The sequence below is a fragment of the Mesorhizobium sp. CA12 genome (assembly GCF_020165255.1).
In the GTDB taxonomy this organism is placed as follows: Bacteria; Pseudomonadota; Alphaproteobacteria; order Rhizobiales; family Rhizobiaceae; genus Mesorhizobium.
Map to the genome: position 1 here is coordinate 292,685 of NZ_JAIUHT010000001.1, position 24,882 is coordinate 317,566.

Below are 24,882 nucleotides of genomic sequence, written 5' to 3' on the forward strand. Positions count from 1 at the left end.
TTTCTTGTCGATCCATCCTGATGCCTTGGGTCAGGCGGAAGCGCGAACGTTGTGCTTGCGCTTCATGAAGTCCTTGGCGGTCTCGACCGCCACCGCAGCATCGCGGCAATAGGCGTCGGCGCCGACGGCCTTGCCGAATTCCTCGTTGAGCGGCGCGCCGCCGACCAGCACGACATAGTCGTCGCGGATGCCCTTTTCCTTCATCGTGTCGATCACGACCTTCATATAGGGCATGGTGGTGGTGAGCAGCGCCGACATGCCGATGATGTCGGGCTGGTGCTGCTCGATGGCGTCCAGGTATTTCTCGACGGCGTTGTTGATGCCGAGGTCGATGACGTCGAAGCCGGCGCCTTCCATCATCATGCCGACCAGGTTCTTGCCGATGTCGTGGATGTCGCCCTTGACGGTGCCGATCACCATCTTGCCCTGCTTCGGCGCGCCGGTGGCGGCGAGCAAGGGGCGCAGGATGGCCATGCCGGCCTTCATCGCGTTGGCGGAGAGCAGCACTTCCGGCACGAACAGGATGCCGTCGCGAAAATCCTCGCCGACGATGCGCATGCCTTCGACCAGCGCCTCGGTCAGCACCTTGTAAGGCGCCCAGCCGCGCTCGAGAAGGATGTTGGTGCCTTCCTCGATCTCTTCCTTCAGGCCGTCATACAGGTCGTCGTGCATCTGCTGCACGAGCTCGTCGTCGGAAAGCTCGGAAAGGATGATCTCGTCGTCGGACATTTTCTCGGGCTCCTTGCTGCTCGGAATGACTGCGGCAGCCTAAAAATCAATGCGCCAATACCTAACCCGCGAGGGCAAGCTAGCCATAGCTGATTTGCGACTTCCCGCAAAAGGAAAGCGACTGGAAAGTTGGCGCTTTTCTTGTCGATTTTGCGACAGGCGTTGGCGCTGGCGGGCCGTTTCCAATAGGGTGCATGGTTACGATCCGGCGAGAAGCGGCGGTTACGGGCCGCGAGCTAATCCAGACCAGGTTTTATAGGAAGCACGATCATGAGCGAGAACGCGGCAGTCGACCAGGAAGCGTCAAACGCACGGCGTGGGCGCGGTGCCAGCGGCGGCGCGGCGGCCCGGCGCGCGGCGCGCTCGGGCGGCGGTCCGGGCACACAGCTCACCTATATCAAGCGCAAGATCAACGTCTACGAGGTCCTCAACGAGGAAGGCCTGGCGCTGATCGAGAAGAATACCGAGACTGTGCTGGAAGAAATCGGCATCATTTTCCGCGACGACGCCGAGGCGCTGGCGCTTTGGAAGGAAGCGGGCGCCGACGTCAAGGGCGAGCGCGTGCATTTTCCGAAAGGTCTTTGCCGCTCGCTGTTGAAGACCGCGCCTTCGATCTACACCCAGCATGCGCGCAACCCGGAGCGCTCGGTGCAGATCGGCGGCAACGCGACCGTATTCGCGCCGGTCTACGGCCCGCCCTTCGTGCGCGACCTCGACGGCAACCGCCGCTACGCGACGATCGAGGATTTCCAGAATTTCGTGAAGCTCGCCTATATGGCGCCGTCGATCCACCATTCGGGCGGCACGGTGTGCGAGCCGGTGGACGTGCCGGTCAACAAGCGCCACCTCGACATGATCTACTCGCATATCCGGTATTCGGATAAACCGTTCATGGGCTCGGTGACGGCTCCGGAACGGGCCGAGGACACGGTGGCGATGGCCAAGCTCGTGTTCGGCGACGACTTCGTCGAGAACAACACGGTGCTGACCAGCCTGATCAACGCCAACTCGCCGATGGTGTTCGACGAGACCATGCTAGGCGCGCTGAAAGTCTATTCGCGCCATAACCAGGCCTGCATCGTCACGCCGTTCATCCTGGCCGGCGCGATGAGTCCGGTAACCGTCGCCGGCACGCTGACGCAGGTGCTGGCCGAAGTGCTCGCCGGCGCTTCGTTCACCCAGCTGATCAGGCCTGGCGCGCCGGTGCTGTTCGGCACTTTCGCCTCGTCGATCTCGATGCAGTCCGGCGCGCCGACCTTCGGCACGCCGGAGCCGTCGCTGGTTTCCTACGGCGCCGCGCAGCTCGCGCGCCGGCTCGGCCTGCCGTTCCGCACCGGCGGCTCGCTCTGCGCCTCGAAGGTCCCGGACGCGCAGGCAGCCTATGAGAGCGCCAACACGCTCAACTCGACGATCCTTGCCGGCACCAATTTCGTGCTGCATTCGGCTGGCTGGCTCGAGGGCGGTCTCGCCTCCTGCTACGAAAAATTCATGATGGATATCGACCAGCTCGGCATGCAGCAGAAGTTTGCCGAAGGCGTCGACCTGTCGGAAAACGGCCAGGCGATGGACGCCATCCGCCAGGTCGGTCCGGGCAGCCACTATCTCGGCTGCGACCACACGCAGGCGAATTTCCAGACGGCCTTCTACCGTTCCAGCATCGCCGACAACAATTCCTACGAGCAGTGGCTGGCCGAAGGCGAGAAGACCGCCCCGCAGCGCGCCAACGAGCTCGCTCGCCGCTGGCTGGAAAGCTACGAGGCGCCGCATCTCGATCCGGCCATCGACGAGGCGCTGAAGGACTTCATCGCCAGGAAGAAGGGCTCGATGGCCGACGCCTTCACGTGAAAGGAGCCCGAGTCAGGCCGGGCTAAAGTGGCCGACATCATCCACAAGGAAGTCTGGAGGAGCGCGTTCTCCGACCCGGACCGGAAGGGATGACTTTTTTCCGCGGCACGGTCGAGGAGATTGCGGCCGCACTCGCGGCCAACGGCCTGATTCTCCGCGGCGGTTTCAGCTTCGGTGACGATGAGGTGGCGCCAGCCGGGCCTTCCGGCGCGCCGGCCAAATCCGTGCTGCTTGTCGGACAGGCGGGCGCGGCGCCCTGGCCGCATTTCCCGCGCTGGCGGGAACGACAGGCGAGAGATATCGCCGATCCGCTCGACAGCTGGTCGCGGGAGGTGATCGGCGCGGTGGCGAAAGAATTCGGCGCCCGCGCGGTGTCGCCTTCGGACCGGCCCTATCTGCCGTTCCAGCAATGGGCGATGCGGGCGGAGGGGCTGAAGCCTTCGCCGCTCGGCATCCTCATGCATCCGACCTATGGACTTTGGCATGCCTATCGCGGCGCATTGCTGTTCGAGGACGAGATTTCTCTTCCAGAAGCTCATGAGATGAATCATCTTTGCGACGCATGCGTCGAAAAACCCTGCCTGAAATCCTGTCCGGTCGGCGCATATTCGGTGGCTGGCTTTGCGCACGAGGCGTGCCTGGTGCATGTGCGTGGCGCGGATGGTGCGCCCTGCCGCGCCGGCGGCTGCCTCGACCGCAACGCCTGTCCTTACGGCGCTGAGTATCGCTATCCGGCCGATGTCCAGGCTTTCCATATGGCGGCGTTCGCCGGACTGTAGGCATTCTTCCGAACCGCACGGAAACTTGACCGCGATCGAGAGGTTGCGGCTTGCCCTGCCGGGCGGTGCGGATATCTATCGCCTGGCAACCGGCGGAGCGCGCAATGACGAGGCAGGACATCAAGATCAAGACCCTGGACGGCACGGCGAAGGCACGGCTGTTTCGTCCAGCCGCGCCGGCCAAGGCTGGCGTCATACTCTATATGGATATTTTCGGTCCGCGCCCGGCGCTCGACCAGATGGCCGAGCGCCTCGCGGAGCATGGCTATGCCGTGCTGGTGCCCGATCTCTTCTACCGCTATGCGCCATATGGCCCGTTCGATCCCAAAACCGCCTTTGCCGAGGAAAAGACCAAGGCCCTGCTGTTGATGCTCAGCGGCGGCACGACGCAGGGCATGACCATCCGCGACGGCAGCGCCTTCCTCGATGCTCTGGCCGCCGAGGGGATCGCCGGACCGACTGGCGTCGTCGGCTACTGCATGGGCGGCGCGCGGGCGCTGAACGCGGCGGCGAGCTATCCGGACCGGATCGTTGCCGCGGCGAGCTTCCATGGCGGCAATCTCGCCAGCGACGCGGCCGACAGCCCGCACCGCAAGGCGGCCTCGATCAAGGCGCGCGTCTATGTCGGCGTCGCCGGCGTCGACCGCAGCTTCCCGCCGGAGCAGTCGGGGCGGCTGGCAGAGGCGCTCAGGGTGGCAGAGGTTGACCACGTCATCGAAAACTATGTCGGCGTCGACCACGGCTGGTGCGTCAAGGACCACAGCGTCTATGACGAGGCGGGCGCCGAGAGGCATTGGAAGCGGCTGACGACGTTCTTCAAAGAGACGCTGGGATAAGGTGTGCCGATATTCGGGTGAGGCGGCTTCCTGCGCTTCCGGTGCTCACGTACTTTAAGTACGCTCCGCTCCGGTTCTCGGAAACCACCATTTTCGGCTCGGCCTGACCCGAATCTCGACACACCTCGTCCATCGCGCCTAATTGCCTTCTCAAAAAAATCTTTCCATCGCCCCAAGGATTGGCCATTAGCCTTCGTCCAACAGGCAAATGATGGCGATGATGCTGGACGACGGCGAAGCCTCCGATGCCGAACTAATCGGGCGGGCGAGGGGCGGAGACAGGGGTGCTTTCGGCAGATTGCTCGAAAGGCACTACGGCTTCGTCTATCGCGCCGCCTATCGCTGGTGCGGCCGCAAAGCCGACGCCGAGGACATCGCCCAGGACGTCTGCGTGCGTCTCGGCCGCGCGATCCGCGACTATCAGGGCAGCGGCGCCTTTACGACATGGCTCTATGCCATGACGCTGAACGCTTCGCGCGACATGATGCGCAAGCGCGCCCGCGACACTGCCAAGACCGATGCCTACGGCGCCTATGCGCTGATCGCGGGCGAAGCGTCGGCGGAGGTCGACGATCCGGCCGAGGCGCTGTGGGCGGCGGTGCGGATGCTGCCCGACAAGCAACGCGACGCGGTGCTGCTGGTCTATGGCGAAGGTCTCAACCACGCGGCGGCCGCCGAGGTGATGGCGATCTCGGAGACGACGGTGTCCTGGCACATCCATGAAGCGAAGAAACGGTTGAAGCTGCTGATGCGCTCAGCCGGGGAAGTGTGACCATGGTCGACGACAACGAACTCGAAAGGCTGCGCGACATCGCGGTACCGGCGCCGGATGGCGAGGCCAAGGCGCGCGCGTTCGCCGCCGCGATGCAGGCCTTCGACCTCGACGAAAAAATCTCGCCTGTTCGCCAAGGAACGTCCGCAGGCCTTCGTCTCACGGAGCGAGCAAGAATGCTCTGGAGAGACATCATGCAACGGAAACTCATCGCCACGCCGGCCATCACTGCGCTGGTCGCGCTGCCTATCGCCGGCTATGCCGCTTTCGAAATGCTGAAGGACCAGCCGCCCGTCTTGGGCGGCAACGGCACGGTCACCGAGACCTTGGCCGACAAACCGACGGCGCAGAAGCCTGCGCCGGAACAGCCCGCGATCAACGAGCCGCTGGCAGCGGCGCCGGCCAAGGAGAAGAAGACAGACGCCGACGCCGAGACTCGGGCCAATTCACAAGTGGCGGCGCCGAAGCCGGCGACAGAGGTCGACGGCCTGCTCAAGCAGGAGGCAGCGCCGGAGAGCAAGCGCGCTCTGCAGCCTGCGCCGGCGGGGAGCGGCCAGCTCGCGGCCGGCGGCAAGGACGGGTCGTCAAACAGAGTGATCATGTCGATGACACCGCCTAGCGTCGATGAGGCTGAGCGGGCCGACAAGGCGCCGGCAGGCGGCGCGGCCGCCATTCCGGCGTCTCCGCCCGCCATTCCGGCGTCTCCGCCCGCCGTCGCCGATTCCAAGCTGATGGTGCAGCCCGCGCCCATGCCGGTCGACCAACTGCAGCCGCAGGAGGAAAACCGCGATCGCGTCGAGAATTTCAAAACCAATCCGGTGCATGAAACAGCCCAGGATCCGGTCTCGACTTTCTCGATCGACGTCGATACCGCCTCCTATTCTTTCGTGCGTCGCTCGCTGAAGGAAGGCAGTCTGCCCGAACCGGACACGGTCCGCGTCGAGGAGATGATCAACTACTTCCCCTATGACTGGAAGGGACCGGATTCGACCAAGACGCCGTTCAACTCGACCGTCACCGTCATGCCGACGCCGTGGAACGAGCATACCAAGCTCATGCATGTCGCGATCAAGGGTTTCGACGTTAAGCCGGCTGAGCAGCCGAAGGCCAATCTGGTCTTCCTGATCGACGTCTCGGGCTCGATGGACGAGCCCGACAAGCTGCCGCTGCTGAAATCCGCCTTCCGCTTGTTGGTGAGCAAGCTGAAGCCAGACGACACCGTCTCGATCGTCACCTATGCCGGCAATGCCGGCACGGTGCTGATGCCGACCAAGGGGGCGGAAAAGCAGAAGATCCTTGCGGCAATCAACAATCTGGCGCCCGGCGGCTCGACGGCCGGCGAAGAAGGCATCCGCGAGGCCTACAAGCTTGCGCAGCAATCCTTCGTCAAGGACGGCGTCAACCGTGTGATGCTTGCCACCGACGGCGACTTCAATGTCGGCCAGACCGATGACGACGACCTCAAGCGGCTGATCGAGAAGGAGCGCAAGACGGGCGTGTTCCTCTCGGTGTTCGGCTTCGGCCGCGGCAATCTGAACGACCAGATGATGCAGACCATCGCGCAGAATGGCAACGGCACGGCGGCCTATATCGACACGCTGGCCGAAGCCGAGAAGGTGCTGGTCGAGGATGCCTCCTCGACGCTGTTCACCATCGCCAAGGACGTCAAGATTCAGGTCGAGTTCAACCCAACCACGGTCTCCGAATACCGTCTCGTCGGTTATGAGACCCGCGCCCTGAAGCGCGAGGATTTCAACAATGACCGCGTCGATGCTGGCGATATCGGCTCGGGCCATTCGGTGACCGCGGTCTATGAGATCACGCCTAAAGGCAGCGGCGGCGAGCAGGTCGATCCGCTGCGCTACGGCCAGGCCAAGGTCGACAATGGCGGCGTCGCCAATGCGGGCGAATATGCCTTCGTCAAGATCCGCTACAAGCTGCCGGACGAGAACGTCTCGAAACTCATCACCACACCGGTGACCGCCGCCAATGAGGTCTCGTCCTTCGATGCGGCCGGCGCCGACCAACGTTTTTCGGTTGCCGTCGCGGCCTTCGGGCAGAAGCTGCGCGACGAGGATCAGACCGCGAATTTCAGCTATGACCGCATCGCAGAGATCGCCAATGCCGCGCGCGGCGCCGATCCATTCGGCTATCGGGCGGAGTTCCTGTCGCTGGTGCGGCTGGCCTCATCGCTGGACGGCAACAAGTAGGCCATTGCGGATTGAAGGAAAGGCCGGCGGGACAGATCCTGCCGGCCTTTTTTCGATCATTAAATTGCACGGGTTTTCCGGAACCTTGCCGCAACGAGCTTCTGTTAGTCGGTGCTGACAAGGGTTTGAGGGATCAGCAGTGCATATCACGACAATGGGGAACGTGAACTCGACGGCGGCCAATGCCCCGGTGCGCGGACCGTCCGCTGCTTCAGCGGAAGCCGCGCGAATCAGGAACGATGTCGACGCGGCGCGCAACACAGCGCTTTCGGCCCTCAACAACGACCGTTTTCGCTCGATGCTTGAGCAGATCAGCGACCCCGGCGCATCGGGCGCCCTGATGACGATGGGCGCCGACAACCAGGGCAGTGCCGGCACCGATCTCAATACTGCGCTGTCGCGCTACGCTGAAAACAGCAAGTAGAAAACGTATCAGGCGCGGCTGCGCCGGCGCTCGCGGCGGGCTTCGCTGGTCTCGGCGGTGTTTGCCGTCGCCGCCTTGTTGCGCATCGGGCCGATGCGCTCGACGATCGTCTCGACGGTCGGGCGGGTCGACTTGGTGTGCGCGTCCAGCGCCTTGCGCATGGCAGCAAGGTGCGCGAACGAGGTGCCGCAGCAGCCGCCGACAATCTTGGCGCCGGCATCGACCGCCAGCCGCACATAATCGGACATCAGCTCCGGCGTGCCGGAATAATGGATCTCCGTGCCGCGGAACTCCGGAATGCCGCAATTGCCCTTGACGATCACGGTCGCATCGGGCTTCGCCTCGGTCATGTCGAGCAGCGACGCCAGGATATCGGAAGCGCCGACGCCGCAATTGGCGCCGACACCGAGAGGGGCCTGCGACAGGCCATCGGCGACGGCGTGGATATCCTTCGGCAGCAGGCCCATCATGGTGCGGCCGGCCGTGTCGAAGGAACCGGTGTAGGTATAGGGCAGGCCGACCCGGATGGCGGCCTCAGCCGCGGCGCGGATCTCGTCCGGCGCCGACATGGTCTCGATCCAGGCGACTTCGGCGCCGCCGGCCTTCAAGCCCTCGATCTGTTCGGCGAAGGCCTCGACCGCCTCGTCATAGGTCATGGCGCCGAGCGGCACCAGCAATTCGCCGGTCGGGCCGACGGAGCCGGCGACGATCACCTTGCGGCCGGCCTTGTCGGCGACAGAGCGGGCAATCTCGGCGGCGCGCTTGTTCAGCTCGTGGACGCGATCCTGCGCATGATGCAGCTTCAGCCTGTGGCGGGTGCCGCCGAAGGAGTTGGTGAGAATGATATCGGCGCCGGCGTCGACAAAGTTCTGGTGCAGGCTGGCGATGGTCTCGGGCGCCGCCTCATTGAGCAGCTCAGGCGCTTCCCCGGCCTCCAGACCCATCGCGAACAGATTGGTGCCGGTAGCGCCATCGGCCAAAAGCACGCCTTTCTCGGCAAGCAGTGCGTCAATAGGGTTGGTCGCGGTCATGGCCCTGGATTTCCTGCCTGGAATGGCTTTCGCGTTCAAATTCAAATAACGATATAAAGAAGTCTTTATGTCCAGTCAACGAATTTGCGGCCGCGAAAGGCCACGGGTTTCGCTGGAACGATCAGGGGCAGCCAAGATGATATCGATGCGCGCGATCAGGCAGAGCCTGATGGGAAGGACATTGCGGCCAGCTTTTGCGCAAAGCTCGCGGCCTCGTGCGCGTTGATGTCGGCGGCCCGGATCAGGTTGTCGAAATGGCTGGTGAGCGTGCGGATCGGCTGAGTGGCGCTCAACACGAGATACATGTCGCCGACATAGATCGCGGCGCGATAGGGGCCAAAGATCGTATAGGGGATCGAATAGCGAATGCGGCCGTCATAGAGGAACAGGCGAAAGGTCGGATAAAGGTCGTCAAGCAGCGCCGCCATGTGCAGCAATTGCTTGCGCCGTTCGGCCTCGGGGAAACGATCCCAGACACCGAGGCCGCGCGCGAAGATCTCCAGCGTGTGGCGTGGCATGCAGACCTCCATGTCGGTCTCCGGCCGACGGTTGTAGTCGATGCGATATTGCGTTTCGCCTGCCTGCGCCTCACGGCTCTTGTTGGCAATGCCGGCTTCGTATTCGACCAGCGCCTCAGTCCGCAGAAGGTCGGGAATGCCGGCGGGCACATAACGGATCTTGGTGCCGGCCGCCTCGGCATGCCATTTGGCCAAAAGCGTGCGGTCGAAGCCGTCGGGCGCCTCCTCGATCTCCAGGCTTTCTCTGATTTCGCCGGTGACACCTTCGTCCTGGCTCAGGCCTAGCAGCCAGTCGAGCGATACCTTGAACTCGGCGGCGATGTTGAGGAGGGTCTCGGCGCGCGGCAGGCGGGTCGAGGCGCCGGAGAGGAGCTGCGACAGCGCCGAACGGTCGATGCCGACCGCCGTCGCGAAGGCCGACTGGTTCAGGTCGGACCGTGTCAAGAGCAATTTCAGGCGCTCCCGAAAGGTCGTCGACAGATCGCGCTTGTCCATCACGCTGCTCCCGTGTCGGAGAGGAAAAATTTGCGCCGGAGCCGTTCTGAACGTGGCTCAGGCGGAAATGAATCCCGATGTCTGTTTACAATGTGTAACATATGCCGCCAAAAATGCGCATTCGCAACGGTTTGTGCGCATTGTCGCATTGATGTCACGGCAGGCTCCTGACACAATGTTGTCAGGAATCGAGTTGGTTCCGGCGACTGGGGGGCAGTGGTCGAGAGCATGGCAAGCGTGAATACCGGCACGAAAAAGAGACGTAGCAGCATGCCGGCTGTCGAATGGCCGACAGTCTTTCTCACACTCTTCTGCTACGGCGCATGGCTCGCCACCGGTTTCCTTGTCTGGCCATCCCATCCGCTTCTGGCGCTTGCCGTCCTGCCCTTTATCCTGGCTCTGCAGTCGTCGATCATGCACGAAGTGCTGCACGGTCATCCGACCCGCAACGCCAGGATCAATGAAGCCTTCGTCTTCCTGCCCATCGGCATGGTCTGGCCATTCCGCCGCTTCAAGACCATCCACCTTCGCCATCATGCAGACGAGCGCCTGACCGATCCGCTCGACGATCCGGAGAGCTACTATCAGGCGCTCTGGATGCATGAGGGCCTGCCGCCGACAATGAAGCTTCTGCTCAAGATCAACAACACCATGGTTGGCCGCCTCGTCCTCGGTCCGTGGTTGTCCTCGGTCGGTTTCTTCATCGACGATGCCAAGCAGATCCTTGCCGGCGACAAAGCGATCCGCAAGGCCTGGCTGCTGCATGCCATCGGTCTCGCAATTGTCGCGCCGATCGTCACGTTCGGTTTCGGCATCCCGCTGTGGCTCTATATCCTGGTGCCGGTGTGGCTCGGCCAGTCGCTGATCTCGATCCGCACCTATGCCGAGCACCAGTGGTCGGAGCATCCGGAGGGGCGAACGGTAATCGTCGAGCGCTCGCCGCTCTCCTTCCTGTTCCTGAACAACAATCTGCATTTCGTTCATCACAAGAGCCCGACCATTGCCTGGTACCGGCTGCCGAAGCTCTTTCGCGAGCGCCGCGAGGAATGGCTGCGGATGAACAACGGTTATGCCTATCCGAACTATTTTGCGATGCTGAAAGCCCATGCCTTCAGGGCCAAAGAGCCGATCGTCCATCCGGTGCTGCGGCGCACGCCGGAACCGGGCCGCGCCTTCAAGCCGCGCGTCAGGGCGCGCAATGTCAGCGGACTTGGCACGGCGCCGGTTCCCGCCGAGCCGCCGAAGGAGTAATTTCGACTTTCCGCTACGCTTTTTCCGCGGCGGAACGCAGGCGCCGAAGGCCGCTTGCCTTTGAAAGCTATTCGACATGAGCAAGTTCGTTGCGGCCCTGCCTATGTATGATTGGTCCGAAGCGCGTGGCCAAGTCGACGCGCAATGGGCGCGGCTCCGCGACGCTTTCCGGCAAAGGGGCGTCGATGCGCCGGAGGCGGTCGTGCGCAGCAATCGCGAGTTGCCAGGGGTTCCAGGCGGGATACTCGACGGCGCCGGCAAGCCGATCGCACCCGACCCGGCGACGCTGCCCCCGGAAGAATTGGACTTTCACCAGCTCTGGCTGAGCCCGGCGCTGCTCTTCGGGCAAACCTGCTGGGGGCCGATGGAACTCGGTCTTGCGCGGCATGTGCAGGTGATTGCGCAGCCGAGCTACGATGCGTTCGAGGGCGGGCAGGGAGAGCTCTATTCCAGCGCGCTGGTGATAACGGCGGATGGCGGACCGGGGATTGCCTCGCCCGCGGACGGCAAGGCCCTCATCCCGATCGATCTTCTACGCGGCAAGCGCTTCATCTTCAACAATCCGGATTCGATGTCCGGGCTGATCGGCCTGCAGCGCGACCTGGAGGCGATGGGCGAAAGCCTGGACATCTTCGCCTCGCGCGGCGAAAGCGGCGGCCACCGGTCATCGATCGTGGCGATCGCGGAAGGCAGGGCCGATGTTGCGGCCATCGACTGCGAAAGCTGGGCGCTGGCGCAACGTTTCGAGGCGGCGGCGAGAGGCGTGAAGGTGGTCGGCTGGACGGCTCGGCGCAAGGGCCTGCCCTATATCACCGCCCGAACGACGCCGGAAAAGATCGTTGCCGCGATGCGCGATGCAGTCGCGGCTGTCGAAGGCGGATCAGAGCAGCCGCTCGTCCAGCGGATAGGCTGAAAGCTTCTCATTGCCGGTTTCGGTGATCAGGATCTGTTCCTCGATCTTGACGCCTTCGTGCCCGCCAAGCCTGCCGATATAGCTTTCGACGCAAAGCACCATGCCGGGTTCGAGCACGCCGTCCGGCGTGTCGTCGGTCCAGTCGCCGGCATGCGGCAGCGTCGGATATTCGTCCGCAAGGCCGACCCCATGATAGAGCACGCCGTAGCGCGTCGGATAGCAGTCGTCCGGCGGCACCGCCGAGCGCTCGACGAGATCGCGAAAGGAGATGCCCGGCCGCATCAGTTCGGTGTTATGAGCGATCTGACCGGCGGCGATGCGGAAGAGGTTGTGCTGCTCGTTCGACGGCTTTCCGTCGCCGCAAAGCCATGTGCGCGAAAGATCGGCGCAGAACCCGTAGGGACCGATCAGGTCCGTGTCGAAGGCGACGAGGTCGCCATCCTCGATGACGCGCGAGGAGCATTCCTGGAACCAGGGATTGGTGCGCGGTCCCGATGACAAAAGACGCGTTTCGATCCATTCGCCGCCGCGCGCGATGTTGCCGCGATGCAGTTCCGCCCAGAGCTCGTTCTCGGAGATGCCGGGCTTCAGCGCTGTCTCCATCTCGTCAATCGCTGCCTCGCAGGCGACGATGGCGCGGCGCATAGCGAGGATCTCGTCCGGCGATTTGATGAGGCGTGCACTCTCCATCACCGCCTCGCCATTGCCTATCGCGATGCCGCGGCGGGCGAGTTCCTCAACGCCTTCCGGGTTGATGCGGTCGACGGCAATGCGGCGGTTGCCGCCGCCATGCTCGGCAACGAGCTCGGCGATACCGGCACCCCAGCGCCGGACTTTCTGCTCGGTGAGCTCGCCGCTGTAGAGATATATCCACGACACGGCGGGACGCACCTCGTCGACGACACCCGAATGATCGGACAGGTGCTCGCAGGAGAAATAGTCGAACAGCACCACCGGCCCTTCCGCGGCGACAAAACAGTGGCGTGTCGAATTGTGCGCGACCCAGAGCTGCATGTTGGTCGAATCCGTCGCGTAGCGGATGTTGACCGGGTCGTAGAGCAGGGCGCCGGCATAGTCGCGGCGCTTCAGCTCGGCGCGGATGCGGTCCAGCCGGTATCTGCGCATTTCGGCCAAGTCGGGCGCGGCGATGCCCGCCGTCGCCCACTCGGCTTCGGCAGTCGCGCCATAGCCCAGCAGATGCTGGTTGAGGGAGGCCGCCTTTTCGCGCGAGGCCTCGCGCAGCGCTTCGACCGAGCTTGGCTCGAAGGGCATGATCTTGCGATGGCGGCCGAAGCCTAGCTTGTCCATTCGTCCCACCTGAAGCTTACTGCGCGGGCTTCTTGTGCAGTCTGGTAATCGTGACCTTGCGGGCCGGAAAGCCGAGTGCCTGCGGCACTTCAATCGTGCGGTGGATGGTGTCCATCATGTAGCCGGCCTTCGCCAACTCTTCGAAAACCTCAGAGGACGATTCCCTGTCATCGGTAAGCACGAGCACCGCCGGCTCGCGGATCGACCTGGCGAAGTCCGGCGTCTCGTCATCGAGCGCGATGAGGTCGGCATCGACCAGGCGCAGATTGCCGACCCAGAACCAGCTCGAGACCACGGTCTTGACCGGTCCGTCGGTGTTGATCTGGTCGTAAAGCGAGCGGTAATCCATGCGCACGATGCTGCCGCGGCTGTCGCCGCCGTGCAGATGCATATACCAGCTCAGCGGCAGCACCAATATGGCAAGGAGAGCGCCGACGAAGACAATGGTGGCTTGCGTCTTTCGGCCTTTCTGGCCCATGGCGTCGAAGCGCATGGCGAGCGCCGCGGGCAAGAGGATGAAGATCGGTAGCATCCAGCGGTCGCGAAACTGGGTGATTCCGGCCGCCAAGACGACTGTGACCATGACCACAAAACCAAGTACGATCGCCCGCCACAACAGCTTTTCCGGCCACCGTACCGGCTGAGGCGGATCCGTCCGTTTTCTTGTCGCCAGGACGTAGGCGACGGCAAAAATCACGACCGGCAGTCCAGCGAAATTGACGATCGCGTTGACCAGTCTGCGGATGCCGAGAAGCGCCGTTTTCGCAACGCTGCCGCCTTCGGCGACGCCCAGGCCCCCTTGGTGCGCGAGCAGGTCTTCCAGATGTGTCAGGCTCCAATAAAGCGTCGGCAGGCAGGCAAGGACCGCCACCGCCACGCTGATTGCGAAACGGCGGTCGAAGATCGCCTCACGCGTTTCGCGAACCGAGAGAGATGCCAGGAACAGGGCGGCAAGGAAGATGACGATGTTGTATTTCGACAGCATCGCGGCCGCCGTCGCCAGGCCGAAAAACGCATAGGCAACGGCCGATCGCCGCTTCTCCACCTCGACCAGCGCCAGAAGCAGCACCGAGGTGAAACAGAATATGGCGACCGAGTGGGTGAGGGCGTGCTGCATCTCCCAGAAGATCTGAGGAAACAGCAGCAATCCGAACATGCCGGCCGCCGCGGTGCGGTTCGAGTAGCCGAGGCGGCGTATGGCGGTGAAATAGGCGACCAGCCCCGCGGCCAGCAGGCCGTATTTGACGATCTTGAGGGCAAGAACGCTGGTTCCGACCAGCGAGGCCGCAAGCGTCGCCAGCCAGGTGTATAGAGGCGGCTGCGAGCTGCCGTAGCCGGCGGCCAGGAACCGCATTTCCGTCAATTGCTCTGCATCGTCGACACCGACGCCCGTGCCCGCAACATGGGACAGCAGGGCCATCATGACGATCTGGGTCAGGCAGTAGAGGAGGACCGACGCAACCGCCGCGCTGAATGGACCGACCCGTTCATCGCAGAGCCAATCGGTCCATTTCTCTAGTTGTCGCAAGGGGACGGTCTTCTCATGCTGATGCGCCGGTAGTGGGCTCGGACCATGCCATAGCTACCGACGCAATCCAACAATTCGCGGGGTTTCAGGTTCGCATCTTCTCGCCGCTCGGGTCGAAAGGCGGTTCGACATTGATGCGGGCGGGGCGGCGGTGGCCGAGAATCTCGATCTCGAACAGGCCGGCGCTTTCGTCCTCGGCAAGAGCGGCCGGCACATAGCCCTGTGCCATCGACTTCTGCACGTAATGCGCATAGCCGCCCGAGGTCACCCAACCAACGACGCGCCAGTCGCCATCGACGATGCCGCGCACGGCCGAAGCGCCTTCGGCGGCCTTCGAGCCGCGCACTTCCTTGCCGGATGTGTCGAAACGCGGCGCGCCGTAGCCATGCGGCTTCTCGACCGTGCCGTAGTCCTTGCCGACCTTGGCCCAGATCGGCTCGTCGCCCATCACGTCGGCATCGGCAGCGTCGACGATGAAGGAGACCCGGCGCAGCTTCGGCCCTTCGGCATGCTCCCTGGCGGACGCCTCGCGGCCGATGAAGTCGTTCTTCTCCAGCTTGATGAAGCGGTCCATGGAGCCTTCGAACGGTCCGTAGATCGGACGCAACTCGCGGAACCAGGTCGGAAAATTCTTTTCCAGGCGCATGGAGAGCAGCGCACGCATGCCGAAGTCGACGATGCCGAATTCCGCGCCGGCTTCCTTGATCGCCTTGTAGACCAGGCGCTGGTAGGCGGGCGCCATCCAGATCTCGTAGCCGAGATCGCCGGTGTAGGTGATGCGGTTGACCATGCAGGGCGCGCCGCCAACGGCCATCTCGCGGAAATCCATGAAGCGGAAGGCCTTTGTCGAGACGTCGACATCGACGAGCTTCTGCAGCAGGTCGCGCGATTTCGGCCCGGCGATCGAGAGACCGACCAGCGTCTGGTCGAAGCGGTGGATGCGCACCGAGCCGTCCTTCGGCAGGTGCTTCTCGAACCAGCGCATGTGATATTTCTGCGCTGCGGACGAGCCCCAGATCATGAAACGGTCTTCTCCATTTCTTGGGCCGGCCTTGGCGATGGTAAAGTCGCCGATCAGCTTGCCGAATTCGTTGACCATCGGGGTCAGCACGATACGGCCAACCTTCGGCATGCGGTTGGTCATCAGCCGGTTGAGGAAATCTTCCGCGCCCGGACCGGACACCTCGTATTTGGCGAAGTTGGCGATCTCGGTGACGCCGACCCTGTCGCGCGTGGCGCGCACTTCCTCGCCGATCGGGCCGAAATCGTTGGAGCGGTGGAAGGAGACGATGTCCTTCGGCTCCGTGCCCTTCGGCGCGAACCAGAGCGGCGTTTCCAGGCCCCACGAATCGCCCATGACGGCGTTGTTGGCGAGCATGGTGTCGTAGAGTGGCGTCGTCTGCGCCGGACGGGCTGCGGGCAGTTCTTCGTTCGGGAAGCGGATCGAGAAGCGGCGCGAATAGTTCTCGCGCACCTTGGCGTTGGTGTAGCGCAAGCTCGCCCATTCGCCGAAGCGGGCGACATCCATGCCCCAGACGTCGAAGCCCGGATCGCCATGCACCATCCAGTTGGAGAGCGCGAGGCCGACGCCGCCGCCCTGGCTGAACCCGGCCATGACGGCGCAGGCGCACCAGAAATTGGTCAGGCCCTGCACCGGGCCGACCAGCGGATTGCCGTCGAGCGCGAAAGTGAAGGGACCGTTGATGATCTGCTTGATGCCGGCCTTCTCGATGCCGGGGAAATGCTTGAAGCCGATCTCCAGCGACGGCGCGATGCGATCGATGTCGGGCTGTAGGAGCTCATGGCCGAAATCCCACGGCGTGTTGACCGGCGACCACGGCTTGCAGGCCTTCTCGTAGGTGCCGAGCAGGACGCCGTTGCGCTCCTGGCGGGTGTAGATCTCGCCCTTGAAGTCGAGCACGCCGATCATCTCGCGGCCGGTCGACTTGTTGAACTCCTCGACCTCCGGCATCGGCTCGGTCAAGAGGTACATGTGCTCCATGGCCAGCACCGGCAGCTCGACGCCGACCATGCGGCCGATCTCGCGCGCCCACAGGCCGCCGCAATTGACGACGTGCTCGGCATGGACCGTGCCCTGCTCGGTGACGACGTTCCAGGTGCCGTCCGGCTGCTGCGTCAGGTCGACGACGCGGTTGCGCAGCACGATCTCGGCGCCGAGCTTCTTGGCCGCCTTGGAATAGGCGATGGTGGTGCCGGACGGGTCGAGATGGCCTTCGACCGGGTCCCACATGGCGCCGACGAAGTTCGTCTCGTCCATCAGCGGGAACATCGCCTTGGCTTCCGAGGGCGTAATCAGCTCGGTATCCATGCCGAGATAACGGCCCTTGGCGTGAGCCAGCCGCAGAAAGTCCATGCGCTCGGGCGTATCGGCCATCATGACGCCGCCGGTCAGATGCAGCGAGCAGGACTGGCCGGAGAGTTCCTCGATCTCTTTATAGAGCTGGACGGTATAGGCCTGCAGCTTGGCGACGTTCGGGTCGCCGTTCAGCGTATGGAAGCCGCCCGCCGCATGCCAGGACGAGCCGGAGGTCAGCTCCGAGCGCTCGATCAGCATGATGTCGGTCCAGCCAGCCTTGGCGAGATGATAAAGCACCGAACAGCCGACGACGCCGCCGCCGATGACAACCGCTTTTACGTGGGATTTCATGCAGATAGATCCGTGTTGTGCAATGTGGAGTCAGAAATTGAGATCAACGATCAGAAATCCGTCGGCGCGCCGCCTTCGGCGCGGCGTTTCTCGACGAAGTCGTTGAGCTCCTCGCGGATGGCCGGATCCATATATGGCTCCTCGTAGGAGGCAAGGCGCTCCTTCCAGACCTTGTTGGTCCGCTCCATCGCCGTCGGCGAGCCCGCCTCGGCCCATGTCTCGAAATTGCGCCAGTCGGACACGATCGGCGAATAGAAGGCGGTCTTGTAACGCTGCTGCGTGTGCTGGGTGCCGAAGAAATGACCGCCAGGACCGACCGACTGCATGGCGTCGAAGCCGAGCGCATCCTCGGAGAGGTCGAGCGGGGTGAGGAATTCGGCCACCATCTGCAGCAGGTCGATGTCGAGGATGGTCTTTTCATAGGAGCAGCGCAGGCCGCCTTCCAGCCAGCCGGCGCCGTGCATCATCAGATTGCCGCCGCCCTGGATCGCGCCCCATAGCGAGAACACGCTTTCATAGGCGGCCTGGGCGTCGACCGTGTTGGCGGCGCAGGTGTTGGAGGTGCGGTAGGGAATTTGATAGCGGCGGGCAAGCTGGCCGCCGACGAGCTGCGCCTTCATATATTCGGGCGTGCCGAAGGCCGGCGCGCCGGACTTCATGTCGACATTGGAGGTGAAGCCGCCATAGCCGACCGGCGCGCCTTTCTTGACCATCTGCGCGAAGGCAATGCCCGAGAGCGCCTCGGCGTTCTGCTGCACCAGCGCGCCGGCGACGGTGACGGGCGCCATGGCGCCGGACAGCGTGAAGGGCGTGACGATCACGGCCTGGCCCATGCTCGACATCTGGATGATGCCTTCCATCATCGGCACGTCGAGCTTGAGCGGCGAATTGGTGTTGATGATGGTGAAGACCGACGGTTCCTGCATCAGCTGCTCGCGGCTGATGCCGCGCGCGATGCGGGTGATCTCGATGCCGTCGACGTTGCGTTCCTTGCCGAGCGAATAGATGTGGAAGACCTTGTCGGTCAGCATGGCGAGGTCGCGAATGCATTCCAGGTGCCGCACCGACGGATGAATGTCGATCGGCTCGACCGGATAGCCGCCGGTGCAGTGCAGGATGTTGTGCATCTGCGCCAGGCGCAGGAAGTTGCGGTAATCGGCCTGGTTGCCGGGCCTGCGGCCGCGGTCGAGGTCGGAGCAGTTCGGCGCCGAAGCCATCATCGACAGGATGACGTTGTTGCCGCCGAAGCGCAGATTATGCGCCGGGTTGCGGGCATGCAGCGTGAATTCCGACGGGCAGTGCGAGACAAGCTCGAGGATCATGTCGCTGTCGAAGCGCACGCGCTCCGAGCCTTCGCGTACGTCGGCGCCGTGCGCCTTCATGATGCGGCGGGCTTCATCGTGCAGAACGTCGACGCCGATTTCCCTCAGCACGCGCAGCGAGGCGAGGTGGATCGATTCCAGCTCGTCGTCGGACACCAGCCTGGTCGGCGTCAGCGGGTTCTTCAATTGCCGGAAGGCGGGCTGCTCGAAGGCGGCCGAGCCGCCGGCGCGCTTTCCCGCGCGGCCGCCACGGCGGGCGCGATCGGTTGCCAGTGCCGGCTCGGCGGGATGAAGGGCGGCAGTCATGAGAAGCCTCGTGAGGATGCGAATTTGGCCGGCATAATGGACTGGCAGCAATGCAGCCGGTGAGGAGGCGGCGACCACTAGGGCGAGGGAAGCGACATGACGGAAGGGGAGGCGGCCGCAGGCGATCGGCCGCTCGGCTGCCTGCCGTCATCGTCGGGCTCGATGCGTTGCTGGGTGCCGCTACCTTGTGCTGTTCCTTGCAGCGCCAGCGCTCCTGACAGGGACCGGCTGGAGCATGCGCTTTAGCCGCCGTTGGCCCTTACGGCTGTCGCCGGTAGCGGCTAAGGCTCCGAAGATCGGAGCGGCAATGATGGCGCTGGCGGGCTCGGAAAGCGACGAGACGGTGCAGTGGGCGGCGATCACCGGCGTGATCGCGACGGTTTCCGTCTTCGCCATAGCGCAAGGGCTTTCCTATCCGCTGCTGAGCTTCATCCTGCAGCGGCAAGGCATTTCGCCGGCGATGATCGGACTGTCGGCGGCGATGACGCCGGTCGGCTTCATCCTGTCCTCGCCGCTGATCCCGGGATTGGCGCGCCGGTTCGGGGCGGGGCGGACCGCGCTGACCTGCGCGGCGCTTTCGGCGCTGGTGCTGGCGCTAATCGGCTGGACGCAAAACGTCTATCTGTGGTTCCCGCTGCGCTTCCTGATCGGCGTGGTGACCAACCCGCTCTATGTCCTGAGTGAAATCTGGGTGATCGCTCTGGCGCCGCCGGCGCGGCGCGGCCGCGTCATGGGCATCTATTCAACCATCATCTCGGCGGGCTTCGCGGCCGGGCCGCTCTGCCTGCTCGGCGTCGGCACGGAAGGCTGGCCGCCTTTCCTTGTCGGCATTCTTGCCTTCCTCTTCTGCGGCGGCTGCCTGGCCGTGGTGGTGAAAAGGCTGCCGAACGTCGACGAGGCCGAGAACAAAGTTTCGGTGCTGGGCTTCATACCAATGGCCTGGCTGCTTATGTCGGCCGTGATCGTCGCGGCCGGGTTCGAGCAGGCGATACTGGCGCTGCTGCCGGTCTATGGGACGCATCACGGCATTCCCGAAGCGCGTATGTCGGCGCTGCTTTCCGTGATGATCGCCGGCAACATCGCCATGCAGGTGCCGCTCGGCCTGCTCGCCGAAAGGCTGACGGCGCGCCTGGTGCGGTTCGGCTGCGTGGCGGTGACCGTCCTTGGATGCGTGGCTTTGCCGGCGCTGATCGAGACGCCGCTGATCTGGGCTTGCGTCTTAATCTGGGGCGCCGTTTCCTACGGCATCTACACGATGTCGATCATCGAGCTCGGCGAGCGCTTCACCGGGTCGGCGCTGGTTGCCGGCAATGCCGCCTTCTCGCTGATGTGGGGTTTTGGCGGCATCGTCGTGCCGCCGCTCACCGGCGGCGTCATGGATGTCATCGGCGCCGCCGGCCTGCCGGTCACGCTTGGCGCCATCTCCGCGGCGCTGGCGGCGGCGACGATCGCGCGCAGGCGGGTTTTGTAATCGGCCCCGAATGGCTCTTGAATATCAAGGCAGCGAACGCGATGTAGGCGGGGCCGCCGGATGGAGACCTGCATGACCAGCACGATGACCAAAACCCAGCTCGAATTGACCGCCGACGATCCCTACCTCTGGCTTGAGGATCGCAATGGCAAGGAAGCGCTGGACTGGGTTCATCGCCAGAATGCGCTGACGGTCGCCGAACTGCAGGGCGATCCTTCTTATCAGGCCGCGTTCGAGACCGCGCTCGACCTGATGACCGCCGAGGACAATATGCCCGTCGGGGCTGCGCTTGCCGGCTACGTCTATAATTTCTGGCAGGACAAGACCAATGCGCTGGGTCTCTGGCGGCGCACGACGGTCGCGTCCTACAAGACCGACAAGCCCGACTGGGAGACGATCATCGACTTCGATCAGCTTTCCGCGAAGGAAGGCGTGAAGTGGGTGTTCGGCGGGGCGAGCCGGCTCTATCCCGATTTCAACCGCTGCCTGCTCTACATGTCGCCCGATGGCGGCGATGCCAGCGAGATGCGCGAATTCGATGTCGCGACGAAATCCTTCGTCGAGGACGGGTTTCGCGCTCCCGCTTCCAAGTCGGGCTTTTCCTGGCTGGACGAGGATACGGTGATCGTCTCCGCCGCTTTCGAGGAAGACGACAAGACGCAGTCCGGCTATCCGCGCGTGATCAAGCTGTGGCGGCGCGGCGCCAAGCTCGAGGACGCCACGCCGATCCTCGAAGGCGAGAAACAACATCTCGCGGTCGGCGGCGGCGTCGAATATGACGGCGACAAGCGGCACGTGCTGCTCGGCAAGACGCTCGACTTCTTCACCTCGCACAGTTTCCTGCGGCTGGCTTCGGGTGAGAACCGGCGCATCCCGCTGCCCGACGACGCCACCGACACGGTGGTCTTCAAGGGCCAACTGATCTTCGGCGTGCGCAGCCCCTGGACGGCGCCGGACGGCACGCGCTGCCTGCCCGACGGGCTCTATTCGGTCGATTTCGATCGCTGGATCGAGAACGGTGCCTTCGGTCCGTTCCAGACCGTGCTCGAGCCGGCGCACCGTGTTTCGATCGCCGGCCTCGCCAGGACGCAGGACCGGCTGTTCGTCAACCTGATGGACAATGTTCGCGGCAAGATCATCGCCTGCGACCGCGCCGCAGAAGGCTGGTCGCTGAAGCGGATAGCGCTGCCCGACAACGGCAATGTCGGCATCAGCCATGTCGAGCATTTCGGCTCGAGCGTCTCCTTCTCCTTCACCGATTTCCTGACGCCGAGCTCTATCATCTGGTCGGACGACGATGGCGAGACGCTCCAAACCGTGAAATCGCAGCCGGCCCGCTTCGACGCCTCGCCTTATATCTCGGAGCAGTTCGAGGCACGCTCGAAGGACGGTACGATGATCCCTTATTTCGTGGTGCGGCGGCGCGACCAGAAAGGACCGGTGCCGACGCTGCTCTACGGCTATGGCGGCTTCGAAGTGCCGCTGCTACCCGGCTATGCCGGCATTCGCGGCAGGCTCTGGCTGGACAGGGGCAATGCCTATGTCCAGGCCAACATCCGCGGGGGCGGCGAGTTCGGTCCGGCCTGGCACCAGGCGGCGCTCAAGGGCAAGCGCCAGAACGCTTTCGACGATTTCGCGGCGGTGGCCGAGGACGTGGTCCGGCGCGGCATCACGACGGCGGCGCAGCTCGGCATCCAGGGCGGCTCCAATGGCGGCCTGCTCACCGGCACATCGCTGACGCAGCGGCCGGAATTGTTCGGCGCGGTCATCATCGACGTGCCGCTGCTCGATATGCTGCGCTACACCGACCTGCCCCCGGGCGCCTCGTGGATCGCCGAATATGGCGATCCGTCGAAGCCGGAGGAGGCGGCCTGGCTCGGCGCCTATTCGCCCTACCAGCATGTCAAGGCGGGCGCTGCCTATCCGCCGGTGCTCCTGATGACGTCCACCGCCGATGATCGCGTCCATCCCGGACATGCGCGCAAGATGGCGGCGCGGCTGCAGGAGGCAGGTCACGGCAGGACGCTGTTCTTCGAGGAGACCGAAGGCGGCCATGGCGGGCGCGGCGACCGCCGGCCGCAGGCGGCGCAGACGGCGATGCGCTACATATTCCTGCAGCGAGCGCTGGCCGGGTAGTGTCTCAGTTTGAAATTTGACAGCCAGTCGAAAGCGCCTCGCCGAGTTTGCCCATATAGACGGAACCGCCTATATGCTTAGTGGAAAGCATGGGCGAGAGATGGTGCGAATTTGGAAGATTGTCCGGCGCGGTTCGGAGCAGCCTTGGGAACAGTCCATCCCAGAGGACGAGATGCCGACAGCGGAGTTGGCCGTGCTTCTTGGTCGGTTGGCAACGAGCCATTGCCCGCCTATACCCAAAATACCTCCGAAAAGAGGCTTCCCGCCCTACACCACCTCGATCACAGTTAAGAACGACCGCTTTGGCAATAAGAGCTATACTGTGTACTCCAGTGGGAGCCCGGTGCACTATATAGCGACCTTAGAGGAGTCCTCAAATACCGACCGGACCTAAGGGCCAGGAGCGCCCCGCCGACGTGATCGGCAACGCCGTTCGCGTCATGCGTATTGCCACAGGCGAGGAAGCCAACGACCTGCAGGACGATCGAAGAGCGCCGCCGCCAATGGTCTTGGCTCGAAGGGCGAAAAGAGGCGCGCCGCCAACATGTCACCAAACTGAGACTACCGCTTGCCGTCCTAGCTTGAATTCTGGGCGTCAGGCGGCGTAAGCTGCTGCCATGATCCGCTTCAGCACATCAGGCGCCTTCGGGGTCGCGGTGACGCCGTCACCGCGCACGCTGCGCGCCGAGCTGCTGCGGCTGTGCGCCCGCATCGGCTATTCGCCGCCCCGCTTCCTCTGACGAATCCGCCCCGGCCGCTGCCGGATTGATTCAAGAGGAAAGATCAAATCCATGACCTATCAGAATTATTCGCTGAAGCAGCTTCAGCAGATCGATGCCGCGCATCACCTGCACCCCTTCACCGACCATAAGGAGCTGCGCGAGACGGGCTCGCGCATCATCACCCATGCCAACGGCCCGTTCATCTACGATGCCGACGGCACCGAAATCCTCGACGGCATGGCGGGCCTGTGGTGCGTCAATGTCGGCTACGGCCGTGACGAGCTGGCCGGGGCGGCTTACGCGCAGATGAAGGAGCTGCCTTACTACAACTCCTTCTTCAAATGCTCGACGCCGACGCCGGTGCTGTTGTCGAAGAAGCTGGCGGAGCTGGCGCCGACGCATGTCAGCCAGGTTTTCTACGGTTCGTCCGGGTCGGAGGCCAACGACACGGCGCTCAGGCTCGTGCGCCACTATTGGGCGCTTGAAGGCAAGCCCGAGAAGAACCGCGTCATCTCGCGCAAGTCGGCCTATCACGGCTCGACCGTCGCCGGCACGTCGCTGGGCGGCATGGAGCCGATGCACAAGCAGCTCGGCGGCGCGGTGCCCAACATCGTCCATGTGATGATGCCCTATGCCTATGAGCTCGCGTTGCCCGGCGAAAGCGACCATGATTTCGGCATCCGCGCGGCCAAGGCGGTCGAGGACGCGATCCTCGAAGCCGGCGCCGACAAGGTCGCCGCCTTCATCGGCGAGCCGGTGATGGGCGCGGGCGGCGTGAAGATCCCGCCGATGAGCTATTGGCCGGAAGTGGAGCGCATCTGCCGCAAATACGATGTGCTTTTGATGCTGGACGAGGTCATCACCGGCTATGGTCGCACCGGCGAATGGTTCGCGGCGCAGACGTTCGGGATCGAGCCCGACACCATCACCACCGCCAAGGCGCTGACCTCGGGCTACCAGCCGCTCTCGGCGCTGCTGGTCGGCGACCGCATCGCCAAGACGCTGGTCGAGAAAGGCGGCGAGTTCTACCATGGCTACACCTATTCCGGTCATCCGGTGGCTTGCGCGGTGGCGCTCAAGAACCTCGAGATCATCGAGAAGGAAGGCCTGGTCGAGCGCGTCAAGAACGACACCGGTCCCTATTTCGCGCAGGCGCTGCAGGAGCGGATCGCCAGGCACAGGCTGGTCGGCGAGGTGCGCTCGATCGGCCTGATGGGCGCGATCGAGATCGTCAAGGACAAGGCGACCAAGGAACGTTATTTGCCATCGGGAAGTGCGGCGGTCGTCGTTCGCGACCACGCGATCGCGCAGGGCATGATGCTGCGAGCCACCGGCGACACTATGATTCTCTCGCCGCCGCTGATCTGGACGCGCGACACGATCGACATGGCTTGCGAACGCATCGCCAGGGCACTCGATCTCGCGGATGCCGATTTGCGCAAGCGCTAAGCGGATATTCTCCGGGCGCTCCTGGCTAGAGCATTTCACCGTTTCACGGAAACGGCGAAATGCCCTATCTCCTTGTTTTGACGCAATTCCGGGCGGAAAACCGCTCACACTTTTCCTGGAATTGCTCTAAGCGCCCGGTCCATTCCTGGACGGCTCGTGGAGGGCGTCT

General features: G+C 63.8%; 19 protein-coding genes. 12 read left to right on the forward strand and 7 right to left on the reverse strand.

What is annotated here, in order from left to right:
• Positions 1-30 precede the first annotated feature (30 nt).
• Positions 31-729, reverse strand: a complete 699-nt coding sequence (locus tag LB520_RS01365) for a corrinoid protein (RefSeq protein ID WP_095764935.1) — start codon at positions 727-729, stop codon at positions 31-33.
• A 270-nt stretch (positions 730-999) separates the two neighbouring features.
• Here LB520_RS01365 and LB520_RS01370 point away from each other — a divergent pair, with 270 nt between their 5' ends.
• From LB520_RS01370 to LB520_RS01395, 6 genes are all read left to right on the forward strand, one after another.
• Positions 1,000-2,574, forward strand: a complete 1,575-nt coding sequence (locus LB520_RS01370) for a trimethylamine methyltransferase family protein (RefSeq protein ID WP_224636154.1) — start codon at positions 1,000-1,002, stop codon at positions 2,572-2,574.
• Positions 2,575-2,663: 89 nt separating this feature from the next.
• Positions 2,664-3,353 carry a 4Fe-4S dicluster domain-containing protein gene (locus tag LB520_RS01375; protein WP_224636155.1) on the forward strand — a complete coding sequence of 230 codons (690 nt, stop codon included), beginning with the start codon at positions 2,664-2,666 and terminating at the stop codon, positions 3,351-3,353.
• A 104-nt stretch (positions 3,354-3,457) separates the two neighbouring features.
• Positions 3,458-4,189 carry a dienelactone hydrolase family protein gene (locus tag LB520_RS01380; protein ID WP_224636156.1) on the forward strand — a complete coding sequence of 244 codons (732 nt, stop codon included), beginning with the start codon at positions 3,458-3,460 and terminating at the stop codon, positions 4,187-4,189.
• A gap of 211 nt (positions 4,190-4,400) precedes the next feature.
• The gene (locus LB520_RS01385; RefSeq protein WP_224636157.1) at positions 4,401-4,961 is read left to right on the forward strand and encodes an RNA polymerase sigma factor; all 561 of its coding nucleotides are present in this window, start codon (positions 4,401-4,403) and stop codon (positions 4,959-4,961) included.
• A 2-nt stretch (positions 4,962-4,963) separates the two neighbouring features.
• Positions 4,964-7,171 (forward strand): vWA domain-containing protein, encoded by a 2,208-nt coding sequence (locus LB520_RS01390; protein WP_224636159.1) that lies wholly within the window; start codon positions 4,964-4,966, stop codon positions 7,169-7,171.
• A gap of 139 nt (positions 7,172-7,310) precedes the next feature.
• On the forward strand, positions 7,311-7,595 hold the full coding sequence (locus LB520_RS01395; protein WP_224522689.1) for a hypothetical protein: 285 nt from the start codon (positions 7,311-7,313) through the stop codon (positions 7,593-7,595).
• An 8-nt stretch (positions 7,596-7,603) separates the two neighbouring features.
• Here LB520_RS01395 and bmt read toward each other — a convergent pair whose 3' ends face one another.
• Both bmt and LB520_RS01405 read right to left on the reverse strand, forming a co-directional pair.
• Positions 7,604-8,626 carry a betaine--homocysteine S-methyltransferase gene (gene bmt, locus LB520_RS01400; RefSeq protein ID WP_224636161.1) on the reverse strand — a complete coding sequence of 341 codons (1,023 nt, stop codon included), beginning with the start codon at positions 8,624-8,626 and terminating at the stop codon, positions 7,604-7,606.
• A gap of 155 nt (positions 8,627-8,781) precedes the next feature.
• Entirely contained in the window at positions 8,782-9,639 is an 858-nt protein-coding gene (locus LB520_RS01405; protein ID WP_224636162.1) for a helix-turn-helix domain-containing protein, read from the reverse strand.
• 270 nt (positions 9,640-9,909) lie between these two features.
• Here LB520_RS01405 and LB520_RS01410 point away from each other — a divergent pair, with 270 nt between their 5' ends.
• Both LB520_RS01410 and LB520_RS01415 read left to right on the forward strand, forming a co-directional pair.
• Entirely contained in the window at positions 9,910-10,890 is a 981-nt protein-coding gene (locus LB520_RS01410; protein ID WP_224636163.1) for a fatty acid desaturase, read from the forward strand.
• A 76-nt stretch (positions 10,891-10,966) separates the two neighbouring features.
• Positions 10,967-11,803 carry a phosphate/phosphite/phosphonate ABC transporter substrate-binding protein gene (locus tag LB520_RS01415; protein ID WP_224636164.1) on the forward strand — a complete coding sequence of 279 codons (837 nt, stop codon included), beginning with the start codon at positions 10,967-10,969 and terminating at the stop codon, positions 11,801-11,803.
• Here the strand turns inward: LB520_RS01415 and LB520_RS01420 are convergent.
• From LB520_RS01420 to LB520_RS01435, 4 genes are all read right to left on the reverse strand, one after another.
• Positions 11,771-13,111, reverse strand: coding sequence for a M24 family metallopeptidase (locus tag LB520_RS01420; protein WP_224636165.1), 1,341 nt, complete (start codon positions 13,109-13,111; stop codon positions 11,771-11,773). The two genes, LB520_RS01415 and LB520_RS01420, sit on opposite strands and share 33 nt — an antisense overlap.
• A 16-nt stretch (positions 13,112-13,127) precedes the next feature.
• Positions 13,128-14,531, reverse strand: coding sequence for an ArnT family glycosyltransferase (locus tag LB520_RS01425; RefSeq protein ID WP_224636166.1), 1,404 nt, complete (start codon positions 14,529-14,531; stop codon positions 13,128-13,130).
• A gap of 193 nt (positions 14,532-14,724) precedes the next feature.
• Positions 14,725-17,307, reverse strand: a complete 2,583-nt coding sequence (locus LB520_RS01430; RefSeq protein ID WP_224636167.1) for an FAD-dependent oxidoreductase — start codon at positions 17,305-17,307, stop codon at positions 14,725-14,727.
• 50 nt (positions 17,308-17,357) lie between these two features.
• Positions 17,358-18,935, reverse strand: a complete 1,578-nt coding sequence (locus tag LB520_RS01435; RefSeq protein ID WP_224636168.1) for a trimethylamine methyltransferase family protein — start codon at positions 18,933-18,935, stop codon at positions 17,358-17,360.
• Between the two features lie 310 nt (positions 18,936-19,245).
• Here LB520_RS01435 and LB520_RS01440 point away from each other — a divergent pair, with 310 nt between their 5' ends.
• The 4 genes from LB520_RS01440 (at position 19,246) to LB520_RS01455 (ending at position 24,713) form a co-directional block, all read left to right on the forward strand.
• Positions 19,246-20,406 carry an MFS transporter gene (locus tag LB520_RS01440; RefSeq protein WP_224636526.1) on the forward strand — a complete coding sequence of 387 codons (1,161 nt, stop codon included), beginning with the start codon at positions 19,246-19,248 and terminating at the stop codon, positions 20,404-20,406.
• A gap of 72 nt (positions 20,407-20,478) precedes the next feature.
• Positions 20,479-22,542, forward strand: coding sequence for a prolyl oligopeptidase family serine peptidase (locus LB520_RS01445; RefSeq protein WP_224636169.1), 2,064 nt, complete (start codon positions 20,479-20,481; stop codon positions 22,540-22,542).
• A gap of 617 nt (positions 22,543-23,159) precedes the next feature.
• Entirely contained in the window at positions 23,160-23,282 is a 123-nt protein-coding gene (locus LB520_RS01450; RefSeq protein ID WP_040969798.1) for a hypothetical protein, read from the forward strand.
• A gap of 51 nt (positions 23,283-23,333) precedes the next feature.
• A complete protein-coding gene (locus LB520_RS01455; protein WP_224636170.1) occupies positions 23,334-24,713 on the forward strand; it encodes an aspartate aminotransferase family protein in 1,380 nt (459 codons plus the stop codon).
• The last annotated feature ends 169 nt before the right edge of the window (positions 24,714-24,882 follow it).